Here is a 22,985-nt window from a genome sequence, read left to right as displayed (position 1 = left end):
TGTACTGGTAACTTGAGTCCAAACTCTTTGGCCAGGCGGTTTTCCAGACCAGGCACATCCCACAGCTCTTCGACAGACTGAGGTGGAATGTATTGACTGATGACTCCATCAACCACATCGGCCTGAATGTTCCTGATGGTATCTTCGATGCTGTCAGCGTCCATCAGCTCATTACGCTGGGCGTATACCACCTGACGCTGGTCGTTAGCCACGTCATCGAATTCCAGCAGCTGCTTACGGATATCGAAGTTGCGGGCTTCTACTTTACGCTGGGCGTTTTCAATGGCGCGCGTCACCCATGGGTGCTCAATCGCTTCGCCTTCTTCCATACCCAGCTTCTTCATCATGTTGGCGACACGCTCAGAAGCGAAGATGCGCATCAGGTTGTCTTCCATAGACAGGTAGAAGCGGGAAGAACCCGGATCGCCCTGACGACCCGAACGACCGCGAAGCTGATTGTCGATACGACGGGATTCGTGACGCTCGGTACCCAGAATGTGCAGACCACCGGCTTCTACCACGGCATTATGGCGAATTTCCCAATCGGCGCGGATCTTGGCGATGTCGGCTTCACTTGGGTTTTCGAGGGCTTCAATTTCTGACTTCCAGTTACCACCCAACACGATATCAGTACCACGACCGGCCATGTTGGTGGCCACGGTAACGGCGCCGCTACGCCCCGCCTGAGCCACGATTTCCGCTTCTTTCTCGTGGAACTTGGCGTTCAATACCTGATGGGGAATTTTTTCCTGGTTCAGCAAACGGGACAGCAGTTCTGACTGTTCGATAGATACGGTACCCACCAGTACTGGCTGGCCGCGCTCACGACAATCTTTAATGTCGGCGATGATGGCCTGGTATTTCTCACGGGCTGTGAGGTATACCAGATCAGGCATATCTTTACGCACCATGGGGCGGTTGGTTGGTACCACAACGGTGTCCAGACCATAAATATGCTGGAACTCGAAGGCTTCGGTGTCAGCAGTACCTGTCATACCGGCCAGCTTCTCGTACAGACGGAAGTAGTTCTGGAAGGTGATCGACGCCAGGGTCTGGTTTTCGTTCTGGATGCGCACGCCTTCTTTGGCTTCAACGGCCTGATGCAGACCCTCGGACCAGCGACGCCCCGGCATGGTACGGCCGGTGTGCTCATCCACAATCACCACTTCATTGTTTTGCACCACATAGTCCACATCCTTTTCAAACAGGGTATGGGCACGCAGCGCTGCATTAACATGGTGCAACAGTGAAATATTGGCAGCAGAATACAGGGAGTCACCTTCTGCAAGCAGGCCAGCCTCGGTGAGCAGTTGCTCAACCTTTTCCTGGCCGCGCTCGGTCATGTGCACCTGACGGGCCTTCTCATCAATAGAGTAGTCACCCTCACCCACGAACTCTTCGCTGTCTTCCTTCTCCTGACGGATAAGGCTTGGGATCAGTTTATTGACCCGCATGTAAAGTTCGGAGCTGTCTTCTGCGGCGCCGGAGATAATCAGCGGCGTACGGGCTTCATCGATGAGGATGGAGTCGACTTCGTCAATCAGGGCATAGTGCAGCGGACGCTGCACGCGATCGTTTGGCGAAAACGCCATGTTGTCGCGCAGGTAGTCAAAACCAAATTCGTTGTTGGTGCCGTAGGTGATATCGGCATCGTAGGCGGCCTTTTTATCGGCGTGGCTCAGGCCAGCCACGTTGACACCCACAGACATACCGAGGAATTCAAACAGAGGACGGTTGTTCTCGGCGTCACGGCGAGCCAGGTAGTCGTTCACGGTAATCACGTGAACACCCTTGCCGGTCAGGGCATTGAGGTAGGCAGGCAGAGTCGCGGTCAGGGTTTTACCTTCACCGGTGCGCATCTCGGCGATGCGGTTGCTGTCAAGCACCATACCGCCCATCATCTGTACATCGAAGTGGCGCATCTCGAAAACACGCTTGGACGCTTCACGTACAGTGGCAAAGGCTTCTGCCATCAAATCATTGAGAGTTTCGCCCTTTTCGAGGCGAGCCTTGAACTCGGCCGTTTTGGCCTTGAGTTCCTCATCGGAGAGCTTCTCGTATTCAGCTTCCAATGCGTTAATTTTTACTACGACTTTCCCCAACTGTTTAAGGGTACGGTCGTTGCGGCTACCAAAAATTTTTGTCAGTAAATTACCAAACATCTGATTACTTATCTCAATGAAGGCCAAGTCCCTGGACGAGTCTCACAGCCAAAGTTGTTAACCTGCCTTGCGGTAGACATATTTCTGTGGGTCAATCTGCTGACCCGACCGCAACACTTCATAGTGAACATGGGGACCGGTAGAACGACCGGTGCTGCCCATGGTGGCAATTTTTTCACCCTTGGCGACTACATCACCTACAGCTACTGACAAAGTTTTATTGTGGCCGTAGCGGGTACGCAGACCATTTCCATGATCTACCTCCACCAGTTGGCCATAACCGAACATGTCTCCGGCCCATGTCACTACACCACCGGCGGTGGCGATAACATCGGCCCCCTCTGTGCCGGCGAAGTCGATGCCTTTATGCATGGTTCTTCGGCCGGTGAAAGGGTCATTGCGTAAACCGTAGGGCGACGAGAGATAGCCTTTGCTGACAGGGCGCCCTGATACATAACGTTCTTCATCTATATGGAGATTGGCTGCCACGGTTTCAAGTAGTGCCAGCTGAGCGTCATTGTTATCAATTCTGAGTGCCAGCTTATTCATGTCTTCAATAAGCTGGTTGAGTTCGATAGCAGAGCCGAGATCGCTCGAGCCCCCTACGCCAGCTTCGGCGGAGAAGTCGAATTGATCTTCAAGCTTGTAATTTTGAGCAACCTGCTGACCCAGGGCTTCCAGGCGGGTAATCTTCGCCTGCATGCGGCCAACGTAGGCGGTCAGGGTTGCGAGTTGGGATTCGGTCGCATTTTTCAGCTCAAGCACTTCGCGCTTTTGGCTTTCACGCGCCTGGCGTTCGTTGTCGACACTGGCCTGCTGGCTTTCAAAACGGGCACTGTTGTGCTGATACAGACCTGCGCCTGTGGCCAGCAACAATACCGGAAGCAGCAACCATCGTTTACCGGGCTGCCAACGGGTAACACCGCTGCGGCCTTGAATAAAAACTGTTACACTCATAGCTTCAATCAGCCATCTTCTTATTGAATGAAAAAGTTACCTCAGGACCTCGCTGCGCTCATGCACACGACCGGCACACTGCCGGATATCGCCGAAAAGGCGGAGCTGCTCAACAATCTGGATCAAGTCGTGAAACAGATGGTATCAGGTCCGGTCGCGGAGCAACTCAAGGTAGCCAATCTCCGCCACGGTACTCTCGTTATAGAAACGGCAACGGCCGCATGGGCCGCCCGCATCAATTTTCAAAAGCCTATGCTACTGAAACAACTGCAGGCCGAAACGCTCCCAATGCTCACCGCTATTGACGTTAAAGTCAACCCGGCGCTGGCACACTATCGGCCAAAAGCCACAGTGAACACCAATCAACTCAGTGAAACAGCAGCTGCACATCTCGAAGCGCTGGCAGAACATACCGAAGGCAGTCTGGGCCAGAAACTGAAACGGCTGGCTGCATTGGCCAGCCGTCACAGGCAGTCATGAAGTTAACTTATCATGCTCAGGCAAATACTGCATTGCCGGGCATGGCAAAACTGACAGGTGCGTCAGCTTCTTTGTCAAAGCTCACCAATTCCCAGGCATCCTGAGCGGCAAGCACTGCCCTGACCAATTGATTGTTCAGGGCATGGCCGGTCTTATAGGCACAAAACTCACCTATGATGGCATGACCGGCGACATAGAGATCGCCAAATGCATCCAGGATCTTGTGCTTAACGAACTCGTCCTCATAACGCAGGCCATCGGGGTTGAGGACGCGGTATTCATCAAGCACTACGGCATTTTCCATGCTGCCACCCAGTGCCAGGTTGTTGGCACGCAGATACTCAATATCGCGCATAAACCCGAAAGTACGGGCACGGCTGATATCTTTCACAAAGGCAGTAGAAGAAAAGTCCATCACCATATGCTGCTGGCTGCGGGCAATCTCAGGGTGATTGAAGTCAATGGCAAAGTTGACTCTAAAGCCCTGAAACGGACGGATTTCCGCCCACTTGTCGCCGTCTTCCACACGTACGGTGCGCTTGATACGCAGATATTTCTTGGGCGCTGACTGCTCCTGAATACCGGCACTCTGCAGCAGGAATACGAAGGGGCTGGCGCTGCCATCCATGATCGGGATTTCGGGCGCGTCCACTTCGATAACGGCATTATCAATGCCAAGACCTGCCAGGGCGGCAAACAGGTGCTCGATAGTCGAAATGCGAACGCCTTCATCATTTACCAGAGCGGTACACATGGTCGTTTCCCGAACCATATTCGCCTTGGCTGGAATGGCCACGGCGGGGTTCAGGTCGGTACGCATCAGTACTATCCCTGTATTGATTGGCGCGGGTTTAATGGTAAGGGTGACCTTGTTACCGGAGTGCAATCCAACACCGGTGGTCTTAACCATTTCTTTAACTGTTCTTTGAAAAATCATTCAGTTACCCGTTTTGCATTCAACAAATCACTGTCACTCAGGCAGTCGAAAACGACAGCCAATGAGTGCGGCTGGTCAGACATGCTACCACAAGTCAGGCATTTCACAAAAAATAAGCTACTTTGCCACTTTGCTGTCTGTACCGGTTTTTTAACTCAGTCAGCCTGCTTGCGCAGAAAAGCCGGAATATCCAGGTAATCAAGCTCGTTCTTCGGTGCAGTCGCTACCTGTGGTGCTGCTGATGGTACAGCATTGCCTTTTGGTGCGGCAGGCTGAGTCTGATATACAGGCTCTTCGGCCACAAAGGCTTCAACCTTAGGCTCTACAACCACTGGCTCAGGACGAGGCTGAACCTTGGGCACCAGCTGGATATCAGGCTTCTTATCGGCGCCGATACCGGTGGCAACCACGGTCACACGCAGTTCATCGCTCATCTCTGGGTCTATAACGGCACCCACTACCACAGTGGCGTTGTCTGAAGCGTAGGCCTTCACGTGGTTACCCACGGTTTCGAACTCTTCGATGGTCATGTCCATACCGGCGGTGATGTTCACCAGCACGCCACGGGCACCGGCAAGATCGATGTCTTCCAGCAGTGGGCTGGCGACAGCGGCTTCGGCAGCCTCTTCGGCGCGGTCTTCACCACGGGCAACACCGGTACCCATCATGGCGTTACCCATTTCAGACATAACGGTTTTCACGTCCGCAAAGTCGACGTTAATCAAACCTGGACGGGTGATGAGCTCGGCAATACCCTGCACAGCGCCCAAGAGCACGTTGTTGGCGGCCGCGAAGGCGTCCAGCAGCGAGGTGCCACGACCCAATACCTTGAGCAGCTTCTCGTTGGGGATGGTGATAAGGGAGTCCACGTGCTTGGCAAGCTCGGCAATACCCTGCTCGGCATAGGCCATACGCTTCTTGCCTTCGAAGGGGAATGGCTTGGTCACCACGGCCACTGTCAGAATGCCTTCTTCGCGGGCCACTTCAGCCACCACTGGCGCAGCACCGGTACCTGTACCACCGCCCATACCGGCAGCGATAAAGATCATGTCCGAGCCCTTGATGGCAGCGCGGATGCTTTCTTTGTCTTCCTCGGCGGCAGCACGGCCCACCTCAGGATTGGCGCCGGCGCCCAGGCCCTTGGTCACATCTCGACCCAGTTGGATCGTTTGACCAGCGGCTGACTTGCGCAGCGCCTGAGCGTCAGTGTTGGTTGCCACGAACTCAACACCTTCAATATTGTGCTTCACCATATGTTCAACGGCGTTGCCACCGCCGCCACCGACGCCGATGACTTTAATCACCGCCTCGTCAGAATGAGTATCCATGATCTCAAACATGGTCTGAATCTCCGTTTGCCTGCGTTAGTTAAAATTCACCCTTAAACCAGCTCTGAACCCGATTCCAGACACTGGTGACCCCTTGACGCTGCGGACGCTCGTATTGCCGCTCGAGCACCCGACGCGCGCCATAGTGAAGCAGCCCCACCCCGGTGGAGTAAATGGGCTGATCCACATATTCGTATAAACCTTTGACCGGCATGGGCGACGCCACCCTTACCGGCATGCCGAACACAGCTTCGGCCACATCGACAGCACCTTCGATTGAAGCGGTACCACCTGTGAGCACTATGCCTGCGGCAATCTGATCTTCCAGTCGAGCGCTGCGAAGCTCTTTAAGTACCAGCTCAAACAGCTCCTGATATCTTGGCTCCACCACTTCTGCCAGGGTATGGCGAGACATGGTGCGCGACGGACGCCCCCCCACAGAGGGCACTTCGATGCTGTCTTCGCGGCTGACCATGGCACTGCGCGCACTGGCGTATTGCACCTTGATTTGCTCGGCATGTGACAGCGGCGTCCTGAAAATTTTGGCGATATCGTTGGTTACCTGGTTACCGGCCACAGGTACTACGGCGCAGTGACGCAGGGCGCCGTTGGTGTAGACGGTAATGTCGGTGGTACCACCGCCGATATCCACCAGACACACGCCCAGATCTTTTTCATCATTGGTCAGCACTGCATCGGCCGAGGCGATACCGGAAAACACCAGGTCATCCACCTTGAGGCCGCAGCGCTCAACGCTCTTGGTAATATTCTTCGCCATGTCGTTGGCACAGGTGACGATATGCACCTTGGCCTCCATGCGCATGCCGGACATGCCGATGGGGCTGCGGATCCCTTCCTGTACATCGATGGCGTATTCCTGCGGCAACACATGCAGGATGCGGCGCTCTGTGGGGATCTTCACCGAGCGGGCCGTGTGGATGACGTTGTCCACGTCTTCCTGAGTCACTTCTTCATCGTTGATGGACACCATGCCGCGCTCGTTCTGACAGGCGATGTGTTTGCCGGAAATCGACATATACACAGACGACACCTGACAATCGGCCATCAATTCCGCCTGGTCCAGTGCCCGCTGCACGCTGCGCACGATAGAGTCGAGGTCGTTCACCCCGCCCTTGTCCATGCCCCGGGAGGGATGGTTGCCAAGACCCACAATGCTGATCTCTCCGTCAGGCATGACTTCGCCGATGATCGCAGCGACCTTGGCGGTACCTATGTCCAATCCGACTATCAGATTTCTATCCTGGTTCTTGGTCATCAGTTAGCGACTCTCTTGTTTTGTCTCATCCCAGCCTACGGCCAATCCTGTGTCGTAGCGCAAATCCACTCTGGCGACGGCCTTTGGCTGCTTGGCCAGCGTGGGGTACACATTGATAAAGCGCTGTACCCTCGCCATCTTGTCTTCCCGCCCAAGTTCCAGGGTGATGCCATTATCAAGCACGGCAATCCACGCATGTCTTGGGCTCAGGCTCAGGCTCTCAAGCCCATAGCCATTAATCTGCAGCAGTTCCGCTATCTGCCGGTAAGAGGTAAGCACCTCTGCCGACATATTCTCAGGGCCGGACAACCTGGGCAGGTCTGTCAACCCCTGCTGCTCAGGAGCACTGAACACCTCGCCCTGTTCGTTCACCCAATCCATGCCGTTCCAGCGGGCCGCTGCCTGCTGTTCCTGCAGGTACACCTTGATACGCGCCGGCCACATCCGGCGTACCGATGCCTTGTATACCCAGGGCAGGGCTTCAATCGCCTGCTGTATTTCCATCACATCGGCGCTGAAAAAGCTTCGCGCCATCAGTTTTTCCATGGCACCACGGATTTCTTCTTCCGTGGTGTAAACCCGGTCACCCTTGATGACCAGGGCCTCTATGGGCAGGGCCTCTGCGTTGTTCAAAAGCCCATGGAGCCGATATCCGCTGTACCCGAGTCCGCCCAGTACCAGCATAAAAAAACTAAAGCCAGTAATGAGATACCAATTCAGCGAACAGAGTCCTGTCCAAAACCGGGTTATGCGCTGGCGAAGCTCCGGGCCTCTGGGCCGCTTTTCCGGCGGCGCCCTGCGCTTCGGCGTTTTTCTGTCTCTTGCCAACGCTAGCTCCTCAGCGCCAAGCCACAGAATAACCGGCCATTATATAGACCCGGGATCCCAGGTCAAAGGCCAAAGAGAACAACCACTTAACTGATGAAATTTTCAACAGCATTCAGTTGTTTTCCACCTTGGCAAATCCAAGCCCGGTAGCCGCCAACTCCCGGGACAGGGCACCAATGTTGCCCGCGCCCTGGCACAGCAGCAGATCGCCATCGGCCAACACGTCCGGCAGCACTGACGTCAGCTGCTCGGGGCTTGCCACAAAAATTGGTTCCAGCTGGCCACGTTGACGAATCGAGCGGCACAAAGCGCGGCCATCGGCGCCCGGGATTGGCGTTTCGCCGGCGGCATACACTTCCAGCAGCACCAGCTTATCGACCTGAGACAGCACTTCGACGAAGTCCTCATACAGGTCGCGTGTACGGGTGTACCTGTGGGGCTGATAGGCCATCACCAGGCGCTTATCCGGCCAACCGGCTCGGGCGGCTTTAATGGTCGCAAGTACTTCGCTGGGATGATGGCCGTAGTCGTCCACCAACATGACCTCACCGTTGGGAGTCGCAAACTTACCCAGATGCTGGAAACGGCGTCCTATACCCTGGAAATCGGCCAGCGCCTTAACGATGGCCTCATCTTCAATGTCATCCTCGGTGGCCACGGCAATGGCAGCCAGGGAGTTAAGCACATTGTGCTGTCCGGGCAGATTCACCTTCAGTGACAGGTCATCCTTGCCCTTGCGGCGCACGGTAAAGCGGCAGCTGTGACCTTCCTGAACGAAATTCAGCGCCTGTACGTCGGCATCGTCGCTGAAACCGTAAGTCACCACCTGACGGCCAATACGCGGGATAAGCTCGCGCACCACAGGATCGTCCACACAGACCACGGCCACACCGTAAAACGGCAAATTGTGCATAAAGTCCACGAAGGTGGATTTCAGCTTTTCAAAGTCACCGCCGTAGGTGTCCATGTGGTCGGCTTCGATGTTGGTGACCACGGTAACCATGGGCTGCAGGTGCAGGAAGCTCGCATCACTCTCGTCGGCTTCGGCAATCAGATAACGGCTTGAGCCCAGGCGGGCATTGGTACCGGCACTGTTAAGCAGTCCACCAATTACAAACGTCGGGTCTCGCTCGGCCTGACCATAGATACTGGCAATCAAACTGGTGGTGGTGGTTTTGCCGTGGGTACCGGCAACCGCCACGCCATGGCGATAACGCATCAGCTCGGCAAGCATCTCTGCGCGGCGAACGATGGGAATACGCTTCTCTTTGGCAGCGGCAATTTCAGGGTTGTCCTGCTTGATAGCAGTCGATACCACGACCACATCCACACCGCTGACGTTATCGGCGCCATGGCCAATGAAAATACGGGCACCCAGACTTCCCAGACGTTCTGTCACGGCATTGTCGGCGATGTCCGACCCGCTGACCTGATAGCCTTCGTTTACCAGCACTTCGGCAATCCCGCCCATACCGGCGCCGCCGATACCAACAAAGTGGATACGACGCACGCGGCGCATTTCGGGGATCATGGTACGAAGCTGTCTGTACTTCTCTGTCTGTGTCATAACTAACCTTTATTTCGCCAGCTCGCGGCAAACCTCTGCCACACGTTCGGTGGCATCCAGCACGGCCGCCGCCCTGGCCCTTTCGCCCATACGGGTCAATTCATCTCTGTCTCCGGCAAGCAGCTGCAGCTTGTCGGCCAAAAGCTCTGTGGTGGCAATGGGCTGGGGCACCAAAAAGGCCGCGCCGGCATCCACCAATACCCGGGCATTCATGGTTTGGTGATCGTCCACCGCATGGGGGTAAGGCACCAGAATACTGGGCAATCCCACGGCGGCGAGCTCAGATACGGTCAAGGCGCCAGCCCGGCACAGCACCACATCGGCCCAACGATAGGCCGCTTCCATATCATCAATAAATTCAGCAATCTTGACGCCGCCGTCCTGGCCCTGCTGCTGATATTCGGCCTGCACCGCCGCCAGATTGTTCTTCCCTGTCTGGTGCCATACTGTCACGGGCTGAAGCTGGGCGATACGGGCGGTCACGGAAGGCATCAGGTCGTTAAACACCTTGGCCCCCAAACTGCCACCCACCACCAGGATTTTCAGCGCTTCGGTACGTGCCTCACGGGGCTTTTCCCCCAGTGCCACCAACTCTTCCCGGATGGGATTGCCCACGGTCGTGCCCAGAGTGCCAAAGGCGCCCTCAAAAGCACAAAGCACCCGGGTCGCAATACGGGATAACAGAAGGTTGGTCATACCCGGAATCGCATTTTGCTCATGGAGCACCAGAGGAATGCCGCTAAGCTTTGCAGCAACACCGCCCGGGCCACTGGCAAAGCCGCCCATGCCAAGCACCACATCCGGCTTGAACTGGCGGATCACCTTTCTCGCCTGCATCACAGAACGCAGCACCTTGAAGGGCGCAGCGAGCTTACGCAGCAAACCATTGCCACGCACGCCCTGAATGTCGATAAAGTCGATATCGAATCCATGCTGAGGCACCAAACGCGCCTCCATGCGGTCGGCCGTGCCGAGCCATCGGATTTGCCAACCTTCACTGGCGAGACGCCTGGCGACGGCCAGCGCAGGAAAGACGTGACCACCGGTACCACCGGCCATCACCAAGAGTCTTTTGCCTGTCTGTGGGCCCATCTAGAGTCTCCCCTGTACGGCCTGAATCTGACTCAGGCGTTTTTCATAATCGATGCGAAGCAAAATACACACGGCCGAGGTCATTACCCACAAGCTGGAGCCGCCATAACTGATAAAGGGCAACGTCAGCCCCTTGGTGGGCAACATGCCGATACTGGCGCCCACATTCACCACGGTCTGGAAACAGATCCAAATCCCGATGGAATAAGCCAGATACCCTTCAAAGGCACGTTCAAGCCCCAAACACTCGTTGCCCAGACGTATGGCGCGCAGCGCCACAAACATCAGTGCCAGCAGCACCATCACAATGCCGATAAAGCCCAGCTCTTCACCAATCACGGCAAAGATAAAGTCGGTATGGGCCTCGGGCAGATATTCCAATTTCTGGATACTGTTCCCCAGCCCCTGCCCCAGCCAGTCGCCGCGGCCATAGGCCATCAGAGACTGAGTGAGCTGATAACCGCTGCCGAAGGGATCTTCCCAGGGGTTAAGGAAAGATGTCACCCGGGCGACACGGTAAGGCTCAAGCACAACCAGTGCGACGAAGGCCATCACGCCGGCAAAAATCAACATAAAGAAGTCGAGCAGCCTAGCCCCTGCAAGAAACAGCAAGCCAACTGTACCTACGAAGAGCACCACCACTGTGCCCAGATCCGGCTGTGCCAGGATCAGCAGGGCATAAAGAGCAAACACGGCGATGGGCTTGTAAAATCCCTTGGCGTTCTCCCGCACTTCCTGCAGCCGGCGCACCAGATACCCCGACAGATAAATGGCAAACACCAGTTTGGCCATTTCGGCCACCTGGATACGGATGGGGCCCACGCTGAGCCAGCGCCTTGCACCATTCACGGTTGTGCCCACCACCAGCACTGCAATGAGGAGTACAAAAACCCCCAACAGCAGCAAGGGGCTGTACTTTTGCCAGCTTGCCATGGGGATGTTAAGCACCACTGCGGCTATCGCCACGCAACCCACCAAATAGAACACATGGCGGTACATAAAGTGGAAAGGATCGTCCTTGAGACTCTGGGCTTCCGGCATGGAGGCCGACATCACCATCACAAAACCAAAGGCCATCAAACCCAACACAACAGACAGCAGCGCACGGTCGTACAGCTGGTTGCCGGGCGCATTGCGTCCGCTAAGCCAGCCGCTCCAGAAATGACCACCACGCTCAAACAGGGTCAGCTGTTTGCTGTCAGTTGCCATAGACCCGCTCCACATTGGCCCGGAAATCATCCCCACGGGCCATAAAGTTGGTGTACATGTCCAGGCTGGCGCAGGCAGGCGACAAGAGCACTATGTCACCGGGATTTGCCAGGGCTTTTGCCTTTTCTACCGCTTCTGCCATGGATGCCACCTTAATGGCGCCTTCTTTCAGCGCGGCAATCTTGTCACCGTCACGGCCCAGAGTAATCAGGTGGGTCACGGCATCCAAAGCGCCCCGCAGGGGTTCAAAATCGGCGCCTTTACCATCGCCACCGGCAATCAGGATGATGTCACCCAGATGGTCAGCAAGGCCATTGAGCGCCGCGACTGTGGCGCCCACGTTAGTGGCTTTGGAGTCGTTTACCCAGGCAATGCTGTCGTGGCTTGCCACCAATTCGCAGCGATGACTGAGCCCGGTAAACTCCTTGGCCACCTTTACCATGGCCTCGCGGGAGATGCCCGCCGCCTCGCACAGCGCCATGGCGGCCAGCAGGTTGGCATGGTTATGGCTGCCAATCAGCGCCACATCCAATAAATTCATAATTTCACTGGCGCCATGGTAAATCTTGCCGTCCATCAGCCCCCAGTCATCAAGCTCGGGTACACCCAGCCCGAAGCTGACCGTGTTGCGTGGTTCGTCGGGCATGGTCGCCGCGTCGTCGCGGTTGTATACGCTGAGCTTACTTTGCGGATAAAGCCTCAGCTTGGCCTGACGATAGGCTTCAAGGTCCGTGTACCTGTCCATGTGGTCTTCACTGATGTTCAGGCAGGTGCCTGCAATGCAATGAAGACTGTGGGTGGTTTCCAGCTGGAAGCTCGACAGCTCAAGGACAAAGAGCTCGGCACCTTTACCAAGCAGCTCCAGCGCGGGCACGCCAATGTTGCCGCCAACGGCCACGGCCTTGTTGTCTGCCCTGGCCATTTCCCCCACCAAAGTGGTCACTGTTGACTTGCCGTTGGAACCTGTAATGGCCAGCACACAGGGCGCCATGTCCTGAATTTCGCGGGCAAAGAGCTCCACATCGCCAATCACTTCAATGCCCATGTCCATGGCAGCACGGACCTCTGGGGTATCCACGGCAATGCCCGGACTGATAATGATGCTCTGAGCCTGCACCAGATAGCGGCAGTCAAAACCACCGGTTACCAATGGCACGTCGGGGAACTCAGCACTGAGCACATCCATGCCCGGCGGCTGGCGACGGCTGTCCATCACCAGCGGCACTATGCCTTTACGTGCCAGAAAGCGCACCACCGACAGTCCTGTGGCCCCAAGGCCCAGAACGACGTGTGTATGTGGCTTATCCAATGGCAGACCCATAATTACCTCAGCTTCAGCGTGGCCAGACCCAACAACACCAGGAACAGAGAGATGATCCAGAAACGGACAATCACCCGGGGCTCCGGCCAGCCTTTGAGCTCATAGTGGTGGTGGATAGGTGCCATGCGGAAAATCCGCTGGCCGCGCAGCTTGTAAGAACCCACCTGCAAAATCACCGACAGGGTTTCCATCACAAACACACCGCCCATGATCACCAGCAGGATTTCCTGACGTACCAGCACGGCTATGGTGCCGAGCGCAGCGCCCAACGACAGCGAGCCCACGTCACCCATAAAGACCTGTGCGGGATAGGTGTTGAACCACAAAAAGCCGAGGCCTGCGCCAACTATGGCGGTACAGACAATCACCAGCTCGCCCGAACCCGGCAAATAGGGAATATGCAGGTAGTTGGCAAACTGTACGTGGCCCGACAGGTAGGCAATCAGCGCAAAGGCCGCTGCCACCATGACGGTTGGCATAATGGCCAGGCCGTCCAGACCATCGGTGAGGTTCACGGCGTTACTGGCGCCAACAATGGTGAAGTAGGTCAGCACAATAAACATCAGGCCAAGCTGCGGAAGAATGTCCTTAAAGAAAGGCACCACCAACTGGGTCTCACCCGGATGCTTGGTCGAGTAAAACAGATAAAAAGCCACCACGAGTGCCGCCAGCGACTGGAAAATGTATTTCCAGCGGGCAATCAGCCCCTTGGGGTCTTTACGCACCACCTTGCGGTAGTCGTCGATAAAGCCAATCAGGCCAAAGGAGCCCAGCACAAACAGCATGACCCACACGTAGCGGCTACCCAGGTCACCCCACAGCAGTACGCCGATAAAGATGCCGGCCAAAATCAACAAGCCCCCCATGGTTGGGGTGCCACGCTTGCTGAAATGGGACTCTGGACCATCGTTGCGCACCACCTGACCAATCTGCAGCACCTGCAGACGTTCAATCAGTTTTGGGCCCCACCAGAGGCTGAACATGAGTGCCGTCAGCAGCGCCAGAATGGCTCTGAAGGTCACATAGGAAAACACGTTAAACCCGGAGTAAAACTGGGTCAGATATTCGGCCAGATAAACCAGCATTTATTTCAGCTCCCCGCGCCCATGGGCGGCCGTTAAGCCCTCGACAACCCGCTCCATGGCGGCGCTGCGAGAGCCTTTCACCAACAGGGTCACATCTCCCTCTACCCCATTGATATAGTTAATCAATTCACTCATCAGAGCTTCCAGCTCTTCGAAATGCTTACTGCCAAAGGCCTGGCTGGCATGACGACTTAAGTTGCCTAGACAGAAGAGGTGATCGAGACCCGCATCTTTGGCCTTCTGCCCCAACTCAAAGTGCAAAAGGGCAGCATTGTCGCCTAATTCCCCCAAATCGCCCAGTACCAGAATCCTGTTTGTAGAAATTTCTTTCAGCCAGTCGATGGCAGCCCCTACAGAATTGGGATTGGCATTGTAGCTGTCATCCACCAGGAGCAGACGTCCAAGCTGGCGCGGCATCATACGCCCTTTCACCGGTGCCAGTTTGGCCAAACCGGCCGCTATCTCTTGCAGGGGTATACCCAGCGCGATACAGATGGCAGACGTTGCCAAGGCATTGGATACCTGATGCTTACCCGCCAGGGGCAGACTGACGGCCACATGGTCTCCGCCATAGCAGAGGTAAAAGCTGTATCTGCCAAAGGCATCGGCAGTCACTTCCCGGGCGGTGATATCGGCTCCGGCGCCCAAACCAAAGGTCAACACCCGCTTGCCCTTGAGTTTGGCGAGCATGGTGCCTGCATAGCGGTCGTCGAGATTCACTATCCCCACACCGTCCCCGGCAAGATGCAGATAGATTTCGGATTTCGCCTCGGCAACACCGGCCTCTGAGCCAAAGCCCTCAAGGTGGGCACTGCCCACATTGTTAACCAGCGACACCGAGGGGCGAACCAGCGACGATGTGTAATCAATCTCGCCCTTATGGTTTGCCCCCAGCTCAAACACACCATACTCATGGCCCTGTTCCAGACGCAGCAGGGTCAGAGGTACACCGATTTCATTATTAAAGTTCCCTGCGGTAAAGAGCACAGAGTGCTGCTGAGACAGCACAGTGGCTACCATCTCCTTCACGCTGGTCTTTCCGTTTGAGCCGGTCAGAGCCACACACACGGGGTTAACCCTGTCGCGCACCAGGGCACCAATCTGACCCATGGCTTTTTGTGTATCGGCAACCACCAGTTGCGGCAGCGACAGCGGCAGCTCACGCTCAACCAAAAGCGCAGCGGCCCCGGCTGCAACGGCTGCTTCAGCAAACTCATGGCCATCGAAGCGCTCACCTTTCAGTGCCACAAACAGGCTGCCCGCCGTCATTTTGCGGCTGTCGCTGTCAAGGTGAGACACGACGACATCTTGGCCGCAAAGACGCCCATGGGTGGCCGATGCCAATTGTGTCAGACTCAGAGGGATCACAGACTTTCCTCACTTAATGTGCGCGCCAGGGCTCGCTCATCGTATTCATGTTTAACACCCGCGATTTCCTGATAGGTTTCATGCCCCTTACCGGCAAGCAGGATAAGATCGCCAGACTTTGCCATCGACACCGCGTGACGTATGGCCGCAACCCTGTCGACCATGCACAGGGCGCGTTCGGGGGCAGCAAGGCCCGCCTTCATATCTTCGAGAATTGCTTCGGGATCTTCGCTGCGGGCATTGTCAGACGTCAGTACCAGGCTATCGGCAAAGGCTTCTGCCGCTGCGGCCATCAGCGGACGCTTGCCCTTGTCTCTGTCGCCGCCACAGCCAAATACAATCCAAAGTGCACCTTCACAGTGATGACGGGCCGCCTTGAGCGCCTGCTCAATGGCATCGGGGGTGTGGGCGTAATCAACAACAAGCGCAACGCCATCTTTGCGGGGGAAGCACTCCATGCGCCCAGGCACGGCTTCGAGCCTGGCAGCAGCGGCAACCAACTGTGGCACCTCATAACCCAGCTGCGCCATGGCGCACAGGGCCGCGAGCAGATTGGAGAGGTTAAATGCACCCAATAAGCGGCATTCAAGGGGCATCTGCCCACCCGGCCACACCAGGGTGGCGGAGAAACCCGCATGGTGAAAATGGGCGTTCTCAAAGCGCCATGCCGCCTTGGGATGCCCCAAACAGCTAAAACCTGTGGCCGAGCCCATACCCTCAAACCACTGTTCACCAATCGCATCATCGAGGTTGATGACACGGGCATTGAGGCTGCCAAACGCAAAGAGACGGCGCTTGGCGGCGGCATAGGTATCCATATCGCCGTGATAATCCAGATGATCCCGGCTGAGATTGGTAAAGACGGCCACCTCGAAAGGTACGGCTTCTACCCGGCCCTGAACCAGACCATGGCTGGAAACTTCCATGGCGCATACCCGGGCGCCCTGTTGCTCAAAGCCGTAGAGATCGGCCATCACCCGTACTGCATCGGCCGTGGTATTGCCCACATCCTGCAACTGCCCCCAAAGGCCATTGCCGAGGGTGCCCATCACAGCAGCTTTATCCCCCACAAGTTCCGTAAGTTGGGCAATTAGCTGGCTGACCGAGGTCTTGCCATTGGTGCCGGTAACTCCCACCACCTTAAGCTTGCCCCTTGTGAGGGCGTAATACTGCCGCGCCACCGCCGATACCTGGCGGTTCAGCTGGAAAAAGGCGATACACAATCCGGGTTCATAGCTGACCTTGCCATGCTCATCCGGATCGTCTGTGTGAACCAGCGCCGCAGCAGCCCCCTTGGCAAAAGCCGCATCCAGATAGGACCGACCATCGGTTTTATAACCCGGCACCGCAATGAACAAACCACCAGCCGTCAGCTGGCGGCTGTCTATCACAGGGGCAGTAACCGATTCGATTCCGCTGTAATGAAACCAGGGGGCCAATAAATCCTTCAGCAGCATCATTCGGCCTCCCGCAAATTTGCCGCCAGCTGCACTTGCTCGCGGGTACTGATGGGCTCAACGTTCAGCATTTGCAGTGCGCCGGCCATCACCTTTGAAAACACTGGCGCCGACACATCGCCGCCATAATATCTGTCACCCTTGGGTTCGTTGATGACCACCGCAATGGCGAGACGCGGGTTATTGACCGGGGCGACTCCGGCAAAAGTGGCCAGGTAATCATCACCGTAACCGCCAGCTACCGCTTTACGGCTGGTGCCTGTTTTACCCGCCACCGGATAACCTTCGATATGGGCCTTTCGCGCCGTACCGCCTTGTTCAGTTACCCCCACCAACATGTTCATCACGTTGCTCGCGACCTTGGGAGACAATACCTGCTGACCTTCTGGTTTCTGTTTTAACTTCAGAATGGACGCGGGATAGAGCACACCACCGTTACCCAGGGTCGCATACATGCGCGCCAGCTGCAGCGTGGTGGTAGTGAGCCCATAGCCAAAGGCCAGGGTTGCCCGCTCAAAATCAGACCAACGGTGTTTTTCCTGAATAAGACCCGCACTTTCGCCCGGCAAGCCAATACCCGAATAATTACCCAGGCCGATGGAGTAGTAGGTGCCAAGCAGCTGCTCCACCGGCATCCCCAGGGATAACTTGGCGACGCCCATGTTGCTGGACTTCACCAGAATTTTAGTCAGCGACATATCGCCGTAATTGTTGGCGTCACGCACCTGGCGGCCGCCCAGCCGCATCCAGCCCGGCGATGTGGGAATAATGTCTGATGCCTTGACAGTGCCGGACTCCAGCGCTGCCGCCACAACAAAGGGCTTCACCGTTGAGCCGGGCTCAAAAGTGTCAGTCACGGCACGGTTACGCATTTTGAAGCTTTGCCAGTCATCGCGGCTGTTGGGGTTATAGGAGGGGGTGTTGGCCATCGCCAGCACTTCGCCGGTCAGCACATCGATAACCACCACAGATCCCGAGGTCGCCTGATGCATTTCGGTGGCGCGCTTCAGTTCACGGTATGCCAACTGCTGAATACGCTGATCGATGCTGAGCACCAGATCGTTGGGGCTCTCACCTTCCTGTACTATGTCCAGGCGCTCAACCACATGGCCATCGCGGGACTTGCGCACTTTCTGTTTGGCGGGGGTGCCTGTCAGCCAGTTGTTGTAGGTGCTCTCAATACCCTCAATACCCACGTCATCGATATTGGTCACCCCAATCAACTGGGCAGTGATCTCCCCGGCCGGATAATAGCGGCGTGACTCGGGTTTGAGATAAACACCGGGCATTTTGAGCTGACGAATGTACTCGGCCACTGCGGGGGTAATTTGCCGTTTGAGGTAGGTAAAGCGTTTGTTGGGGTTATCTCTGACCCTGGATACCAGCGCATCGGGCTTTTCATGGAGCACGTCTGCCAGAGCCTGCCAACGGCGCATATCGGCAAAACCGTCTTTATCGTGGACTTCTTTAGGATCGGCGTATACCGCCTGCACAGGCACACTCACCGCCAGCATTTCGCCGTTGCGGTCGGTGATAAGCCCCCGCTGCACATCACTACTGCTGGTGCGCAAGGTGCGCATGTCGCTTTCACGGCGCAGTTTGTCAGGTTCAATCAACTGAATATAAGCGGCGCGGCCAACCAGACTGGTAAACAGCAGACACACAAAACCAACCACAACGTACAGACGCCATGGGATGGGTTGTGCTTTCTGGTTGCGTTTTGCCTGCTTACTCATGGCACTCTCACTACCACTTCTTCATTGGGAAGGGGTCTGACCATATTCAGTTCCTTAGTCGCTATCCTTGTGATCCTGCTGTGTTCTGCCAGCGATTGCTCTTCAAGCAACAGATTTCGCCATTCAATGTTCAGCCGATCCCGCTCCTGCATCAGCTGCGCTTCTTCTGAGGTCAGTTTGCGGCTGACATGGCTTGTATATACAACTGCAACACCATTCAACATCACACAGAGCGCGAGTAAAAACGTCCATTTGTGATGCCACAGATCCATCAGCACGATACGTGGCAAACTCAGCGGCTTACTCATCGGCAACTCCTCAGAATGGCAGGCGCTCAGCCACTCTCAGTACCGAGCTGCGCGCCCTGGCATTTTGTTCAATTTCATCGTCCGACGGCTTCATGGCTTTCCCCACGGGGATCAGGGTACGGGACTTATTCAGCTGAGCCTCGGTCACCGGCAAACCATGGGGTAACTCTTCACCCTGGCTGTGACGACGGATAAAGCGCTTCACGATACGGTCTTCCAGCGAGTGAAAACTGATAATGGATAAACGGCCATGGGGAGCGAGCACCTTGAGAGCCCCTTCCAGCGCCTGATCTATCTGCTCAAGCTCGCTGTTGATGTAAATTCGAATCGCCTGGAAAACGCGGGTTGCCGGGTGTTTGTTACGCTCTTTACTTTTCGCGACTCTGGCTATCAGATCAGCCAGTTGTTTGGTACGGGTAAAGGGCGTTTTTTCCCGATCGGCTGCAATACAGCGGGCAATGTGGCGTGCGTTACGCTCTTCCCCATAGGTTTTAAACACCCAGGCCATGTCTTCAATTTCGGCCCGGGCCAACCATTGGGCTGCCGTCTCACCCTGGGAATTGTCCATGCGCATATCCAATGGACCGTCGCGCAAAAAGCTGAAACCCCGTTCGGCATCATCCAATTGAGGAGAGGAAACCCCCAGATCCAGCAGCACACCATCAATCTTGCCAACGAGGCCAAGCTCTTCCACGTAAGTGGCCAGTTGACCAAAGCCGCCGTGTACTATCTGAAACCGGCTGTCACTGGCAAACTGCTCAGCCGCCTTGATGGCTTGGGGATCCCGGTCGATGGCAATCAGGCGTCCCTCAGACCCCAGACGCGACAAGACTTCACGGGAATGCCCGCCACGGCCAAAGGTACCGTCGATGTAAATGCCGTCTGCGCGAATATTGAGCCCGTCAACGGTCTCGGCAAGCAGTACGGATAAATGGGCAAAATCCTGGCTCATCGCGTTCTTCTTATATCCTTGTGTTCACTCATCAGAGTGAAAAATCAGCAAGACGCTCATTGGCTGCCAGATCCTCGCTGCGGATAACATCCTGCGCACTCTGGATCTGTGCCTGCCATTGGGCTTCGTCCCACAACTCAAACTTGTTCAGTTGCCCCACCAGCATGGCTTTCTTATCCAGCTGAGCGTAATGACGCAAAGGGGGCGGTAACAGCAATCTGCCATTGCTGTCCATTTCTATCTCATGGGCATAGCCCAGCAACATCCGCTTAAGCGCACGTTCTGTGGGCTGGGTATCGGAAAGCTTCAGCAATTTGGCTTCAATCAGGCTCCACTCATCGGCCGGATAGATAAGCAGGCAACTGGCCTGAATGTCCACCGTGATGACCAGCTTGCCCTGATGAGCAGACAGCAGGGGGTCGCGGTATCGCGTTGGAATCGCGATCCGTCCTTTGGCATCAAGATTGATTGCACTGGCCCCTTTGAACACTGTCGTCTATTTCCCCAGTTGAGGTTGCTCGATCCACAAAGATCCACAATTTCCCACAATTGCTAAGTGTAGGGACAGTGCGCAACCTATGTCAAGGGCGCAAAATTGCGATAAATCCAGACGGCAAGCGGCCTCGCGCGAAGTTCAAACTTGGTTGTTCGCGTGGAGAAAAGTGGCAAAAATTTGCTAAACAGTGGAAAAAACACACATTAAATGCCAGTGAATTTTTGATAATCTTCCCCGGATGGTGGGGTGCTGTCCCTTTTTACAAACAAAAGGTGGACTTTCAACCTTGAACTGGCGCACCCAAATCTGTGAAGATGCGTGACACCTTCGACTGATTAACTCCTTTTCATGGCATCGATCACACAAGTTAGACGCTGGCACCGGTTATTGGCCCCGCTGATAGGAATACAGATGTTGCTCTGGTCCATCAGCGGCGCCTATATGGTATTGACGGATATTGACGATATTCACGGCGATCATCTGGTTGCCGAACCCGTGCTCCCTATTGATCATGCCCAGGTATGGCTGACCTTTGCCAGTGTAAAAGCCGACTATCCCGATGCCATGCACATACGCCTGAAGCAAACAGCGCAAGGCCCTGTGTACTTCTTTAAAGATGCCGGAACGGCCAAAGCCATTCACGCCACCACAGGCGAGCCGCTGACACCACCAAATGAAGCGGACATCAGGGCGCGGGCTCAGCTTGTATATACAAGCAACGACCCCATCGCCAAAGTGAGCCTCTATGAGGAGCAAGCCCCTGCGGAAATGAGCCCACGGCTTTTACCTCTTTACCGAGTGGATTTTGATGCGCCTCTGTCACCCAGCCTCTATTTCTCGGCCAATACCGGCGAACTGGTAGGGAAGCGATATGATGGCTGGCGCTTGTTTGATTTTCTGTGGATGCTGCACATCATGGATTACGCCGAGCGCGAAAACATCCACAACAATCTGCTCCGCATTGTCTCGCTGCTGTCGTTGTTACTGGCCCTCACAGGTGCAGTGCTGGCGTGGCGCAATTTAAGGCCCGCACCTGAGAGCAACAAACCGGAGGCCACGGCATGAACTGGCTAAAGTGGCACCTTTACCTTGCGGCCGTGTGTGGTTTGCAAATGCTGTTGTGGCTGGGTTCTGGCCTGACTCTGAGCCTGATTGATGAAGACTATCTGGACTCAAATCGCCACCGTGTCAAAGAGATGCATGAACCAAGTGGCGAAGTGCTTCACTTTAATCCAGAGCGGCTTGCGCTGCCCGCCGCAATCACTGACATTCGCCTCGACAGCCTGCTATCAAGACCGGTTTATCGCTTACAGTTTGGCGAGCAGAGCATGAGCCTTTGGGCTGATACGCTAGAGACGCTGGCACTGGATGATACCAAGCTCCGGGAAATTGCTGCTGCCAGCATCAACGTAGCGCTCACACCCAAGCTACAGTACCTATCAGGTGATACGATTGGTTTTCCCGGCTCGGCCAAGGTCGCGCTGTTTGAAGCCCAAACCGACAGAAACACCCGGGTGCTGGTCGATGCAGAGAGTGGCAAACTCCTGGCCCATAAAGACATAGGCTCTGACCTTAAAGAGCTGCTGCTGATGCTGCATTTTATGGACTATGCGCCGGGTAACGGCATTGCTTTTAACCATCTCGGGATCCGCCTGTTTGCGATATTGACACTGCTGATGGTACTCACGGGCAGCATGGTAGTGTGGCAGCGTTGGCAGGCTGGGTTTTATCGTTTTCGAAAAGCCGGCGCCAAAAACAATCCGCAACACCTCAGCGTACTGGATACTCAGGGCAACGTACTGGGTCAGTTCTGTGCTGGCCCTTCACTCCTTGAAACCATTAATGCCGATAGCCCGCTATTGCCGACTCAATGCGGCGGCGGTGGCAGCTGCGGCCTTTGCACCCTGGTATTTATTGACACGCCACCCACGGCCACCGAAGCGGATATCAAGCGCCTTGGTAAAAGAGTGGACCAGGGGCATCGTCTTGCTTGCCAGCATGGCGCTTATAGTGGCCGGGTGAGACTCGCTAACAAAGCCCAGGAGCGTTATTGGCATAAGCAGTGCCAGACCACCGAACCTGTCGGCGGCGAAAATGTCTAAATATTAGGCAGCATATGCCGATAACCAGTGCAGGAAGCACAGGAGGCGAGAATGAGCGGATTGGACAGCATCTATGCCATGTTGGCAAGACCGGTGAAGGCAACCATGGAACGACGCCGCAGGGTAAAAGAGTTGGATAACGACACGGCTATCGACAAGGATAGCCATGAGGCCCCTCAGTCTCAGCTACCGCCGGACATTGCTCACCAACAGGGAAAAGGTGACGAAACCAACGGCCAACCCAAACCCAGAGAAAGTGTCAACAAGCCAGCGGTAGAGCGGCGCGCCCGCCGCACCGGTAGCCATATCGATATTGAGGTTTAG

General features: G+C 55.7%; 21 protein-coding genes (1 of these 21 only partly in view). 4 read left to right on the top strand and 17 right to left on the bottom strand.

Annotation, left to right across the window (positions count from 1 at the left end):
* Window positions 1-2,162: the 5' portion of a preprotein translocase subunit SecA gene (secA, locus tag JQC75_RS01710; protein ID WP_203325795.1), read on the bottom strand. Its footprint begins 565 nt before the window's first position; the window shows 2,162 of its 2,727 coding nt (coding positions 1-2,162); it begins with the start codon at window positions 2,160-2,162; its stop codon lies off the left edge, out of view.
* 57 nt (window positions 2,163-2,219) lie between these two features.
* Window positions 2,220-3,119: a M23 family metallopeptidase gene (locus JQC75_RS01705; RefSeq protein ID WP_203325794.1), complete on the bottom strand. Its 900-nt coding sequence runs from the start codon at window positions 3,117-3,119 to the stop codon at window positions 2,220-2,222.
* 27 nt (window positions 3,120-3,146) lie between these two features.
* On the opposite strand from JQC75_RS01705, the gene JQC75_RS01700 reads away from it, so the two are divergent.
* Window positions 3,147-3,599, top strand: coding sequence for a DUF721 domain-containing protein (locus tag JQC75_RS01700; RefSeq protein ID WP_011758481.1), 453 nt, complete (start codon window positions 3,147-3,149; stop codon window positions 3,597-3,599).
* A 16-nt stretch (window positions 3,600-3,615) separates the two neighbouring features.
* On the opposite strand, the gene lpxC is transcribed toward JQC75_RS01700, so the two are convergent.
* The 15 genes from lpxC to mraZ all read right to left on the bottom strand — a co-directional run bounded on the left by lpxC (window position 3,616) and on the right by mraZ (window position 20,553).
* Entirely contained in the window at window positions 3,616-4,536 is a 921-nt protein-coding gene (gene lpxC, locus JQC75_RS01695) for a UDP-3-O-acyl-N-acetylglucosamine deacetylase (protein WP_011758480.1), read from the bottom strand.
* Window positions 4,537-4,691: 155 nt separating this feature from the next.
* Window positions 4,692-5,876, bottom strand: a complete 1,185-nt coding sequence (ftsZ, locus tag JQC75_RS01690; protein WP_011758479.1) for a cell division protein FtsZ — start codon at window positions 5,874-5,876, stop codon at window positions 4,692-4,694.
* Window positions 5,877-5,904: 28 nt separating this feature from the next.
* Complete coding sequence (ftsA, locus tag JQC75_RS01685; RefSeq protein WP_011758478.1) at window positions 5,905-7,140, bottom strand: cell division protein FtsA; 1,236 nt, start codon at window positions 7,138-7,140, stop codon at window positions 5,905-5,907.
* A gap of 3 nt (window positions 7,141-7,143) precedes the next feature.
* The gene (locus JQC75_RS01680) at window positions 7,144-7,824 is read right to left on the bottom strand and encodes a cell division protein FtsQ/DivIB (protein ID WP_239002062.1); all 681 of its coding nucleotides are present in this window, start codon (window positions 7,822-7,824) and stop codon (window positions 7,144-7,146) included.
* Window positions 7,825-8,080: 256 nt separating this feature from the next.
* On the bottom strand, window positions 8,081-9,535 hold the full coding sequence (gene murC, locus JQC75_RS01675; protein WP_203325793.1) for a UDP-N-acetylmuramate--L-alanine ligase: 1,455 nt from the start codon (window positions 9,533-9,535) through the stop codon (window positions 8,081-8,083).
* Window positions 9,536-9,544: 9 nt separating this feature from the next.
* Entirely contained in the window at window positions 9,545-10,627 is a 1,083-nt protein-coding gene (murG, locus tag JQC75_RS01670) for an undecaprenyldiphospho-muramoylpentapeptide beta-N-acetylglucosaminyltransferase (protein WP_203325792.1), read from the bottom strand.
* Window positions 10,628-11,836: a cell division protein FtsW gene (ftsW, locus tag JQC75_RS01665; protein ID WP_203325791.1), complete on the bottom strand. Its 1,209-nt coding sequence runs from the start codon at window positions 11,834-11,836 to the stop codon at window positions 10,628-10,630.
* The gene (gene murD, locus JQC75_RS01660) at window positions 11,826-13,157 is read right to left on the bottom strand and encodes a UDP-N-acetylmuramoyl-L-alanine--D-glutamate ligase (RefSeq protein WP_380797854.1); all 1,332 of its coding nucleotides are present in this window, start codon (window positions 13,155-13,157) and stop codon (window positions 11,826-11,828) included. The genes ftsW and murD overlap by 11 nt, the downstream gene beginning before the upstream one ends.
* A gap of 2 nt (window positions 13,158-13,159) precedes the next feature.
* On the bottom strand, window positions 13,160-14,242 hold the full coding sequence (gene mraY, locus JQC75_RS01655; protein WP_203325790.1) for a phospho-N-acetylmuramoyl-pentapeptide-transferase: 1,083 nt from the start codon (window positions 14,240-14,242) through the stop codon (window positions 13,160-13,162).
* A complete protein-coding gene (locus tag JQC75_RS01650) occupies window positions 14,243-15,610 on the bottom strand; it encodes a UDP-N-acetylmuramoyl-tripeptide--D-alanyl-D-alanine ligase (protein ID WP_203325789.1) in 1,368 nt (455 codons plus the stop codon).
* Window positions 15,607-17,070 (bottom strand): UDP-N-acetylmuramoyl-L-alanyl-D-glutamate--2,6-diaminopimelate ligase, encoded by a 1,464-nt coding sequence (gene murE / locus JQC75_RS01645; protein WP_203325788.1) that lies wholly within the window; start codon window positions 17,068-17,070, stop codon window positions 15,607-15,609. Before murE ends, JQC75_RS01650 begins: the two co-directional genes overlap by 4 nt.
* Entirely contained in the window at window positions 17,067-18,803 is a 1,737-nt protein-coding gene (locus JQC75_RS01640; protein WP_203325787.1) for a penicillin-binding transpeptidase domain-containing protein, read from the bottom strand. The genes murE and JQC75_RS01640 overlap by 4 nt, the downstream gene beginning before the upstream one ends.
* Window positions 18,800-19,111, bottom strand: coding sequence for a cell division protein FtsL (gene ftsL / locus JQC75_RS01635; protein ID WP_203325786.1), 312 nt, complete (start codon window positions 19,109-19,111; stop codon window positions 18,800-18,802). Before ftsL ends, JQC75_RS01640 begins: the two co-directional genes overlap by 4 nt.
* 10 nt (window positions 19,112-19,121) lie before the next feature.
* Window positions 19,122-20,063 carry a 16S rRNA (cytosine(1402)-N(4))-methyltransferase RsmH gene (gene rsmH, locus JQC75_RS01630; protein WP_203325785.1) on the bottom strand — a complete coding sequence of 314 codons (942 nt, stop codon included), beginning with the start codon at window positions 20,061-20,063 and terminating at the stop codon, window positions 19,122-19,124.
* Window positions 20,064-20,094: 31 nt separating this feature from the next.
* Window positions 20,095-20,553 carry a division/cell wall cluster transcriptional repressor MraZ gene (gene mraZ, locus JQC75_RS01625; RefSeq protein WP_203325784.1) on the bottom strand — a complete coding sequence of 153 codons (459 nt, stop codon included), beginning with the start codon at window positions 20,551-20,553 and terminating at the stop codon, window positions 20,095-20,097.
* A gap of 417 nt (window positions 20,554-20,970) precedes the next feature.
* Between mraZ and JQC75_RS01620 the strand changes: the two genes are divergently transcribed.
* The 3 genes from JQC75_RS01620 to JQC75_RS01610 are packed head-to-tail and all read left to right on the top strand — an operon-like array spanning window position 20,971 to window position 22,985.
* On the top strand, window positions 20,971-21,624 hold the full coding sequence (locus tag JQC75_RS01620) for a PepSY domain-containing protein (protein ID WP_239002061.1): 654 nt from the start codon (window positions 20,971-20,973) through the stop codon (window positions 21,622-21,624).
* A complete protein-coding gene (locus JQC75_RS01615) occupies window positions 21,621-22,661 on the top strand; it encodes a PepSY domain-containing protein (RefSeq protein WP_203325782.1) in 1,041 nt (346 codons plus the stop codon). Before JQC75_RS01620 ends, JQC75_RS01615 begins: the two co-directional genes overlap by 4 nt.
* 51 nt (window positions 22,662-22,712) lie before the next feature.
* Window positions 22,713-22,985: a hypothetical protein gene (locus tag JQC75_RS01610; RefSeq protein ID WP_203325781.1), complete on the top strand. Its 273-nt coding sequence runs from the start codon at window positions 22,713-22,715 to the stop codon at window positions 22,983-22,985.

The sequence above is a fragment of the Shewanella litorisediminis genome (genome assembly GCF_016834455.1).
In the GTDB taxonomy this organism is placed as follows: domain Bacteria; phylum Pseudomonadota; class Gammaproteobacteria; order Enterobacterales; family Shewanellaceae; genus Shewanella; species Shewanella litorisediminis.
Note: the sequence above shows the minus strand (reverse complement) of the source record. Positions and strands in the feature narration are given on the sequence as shown.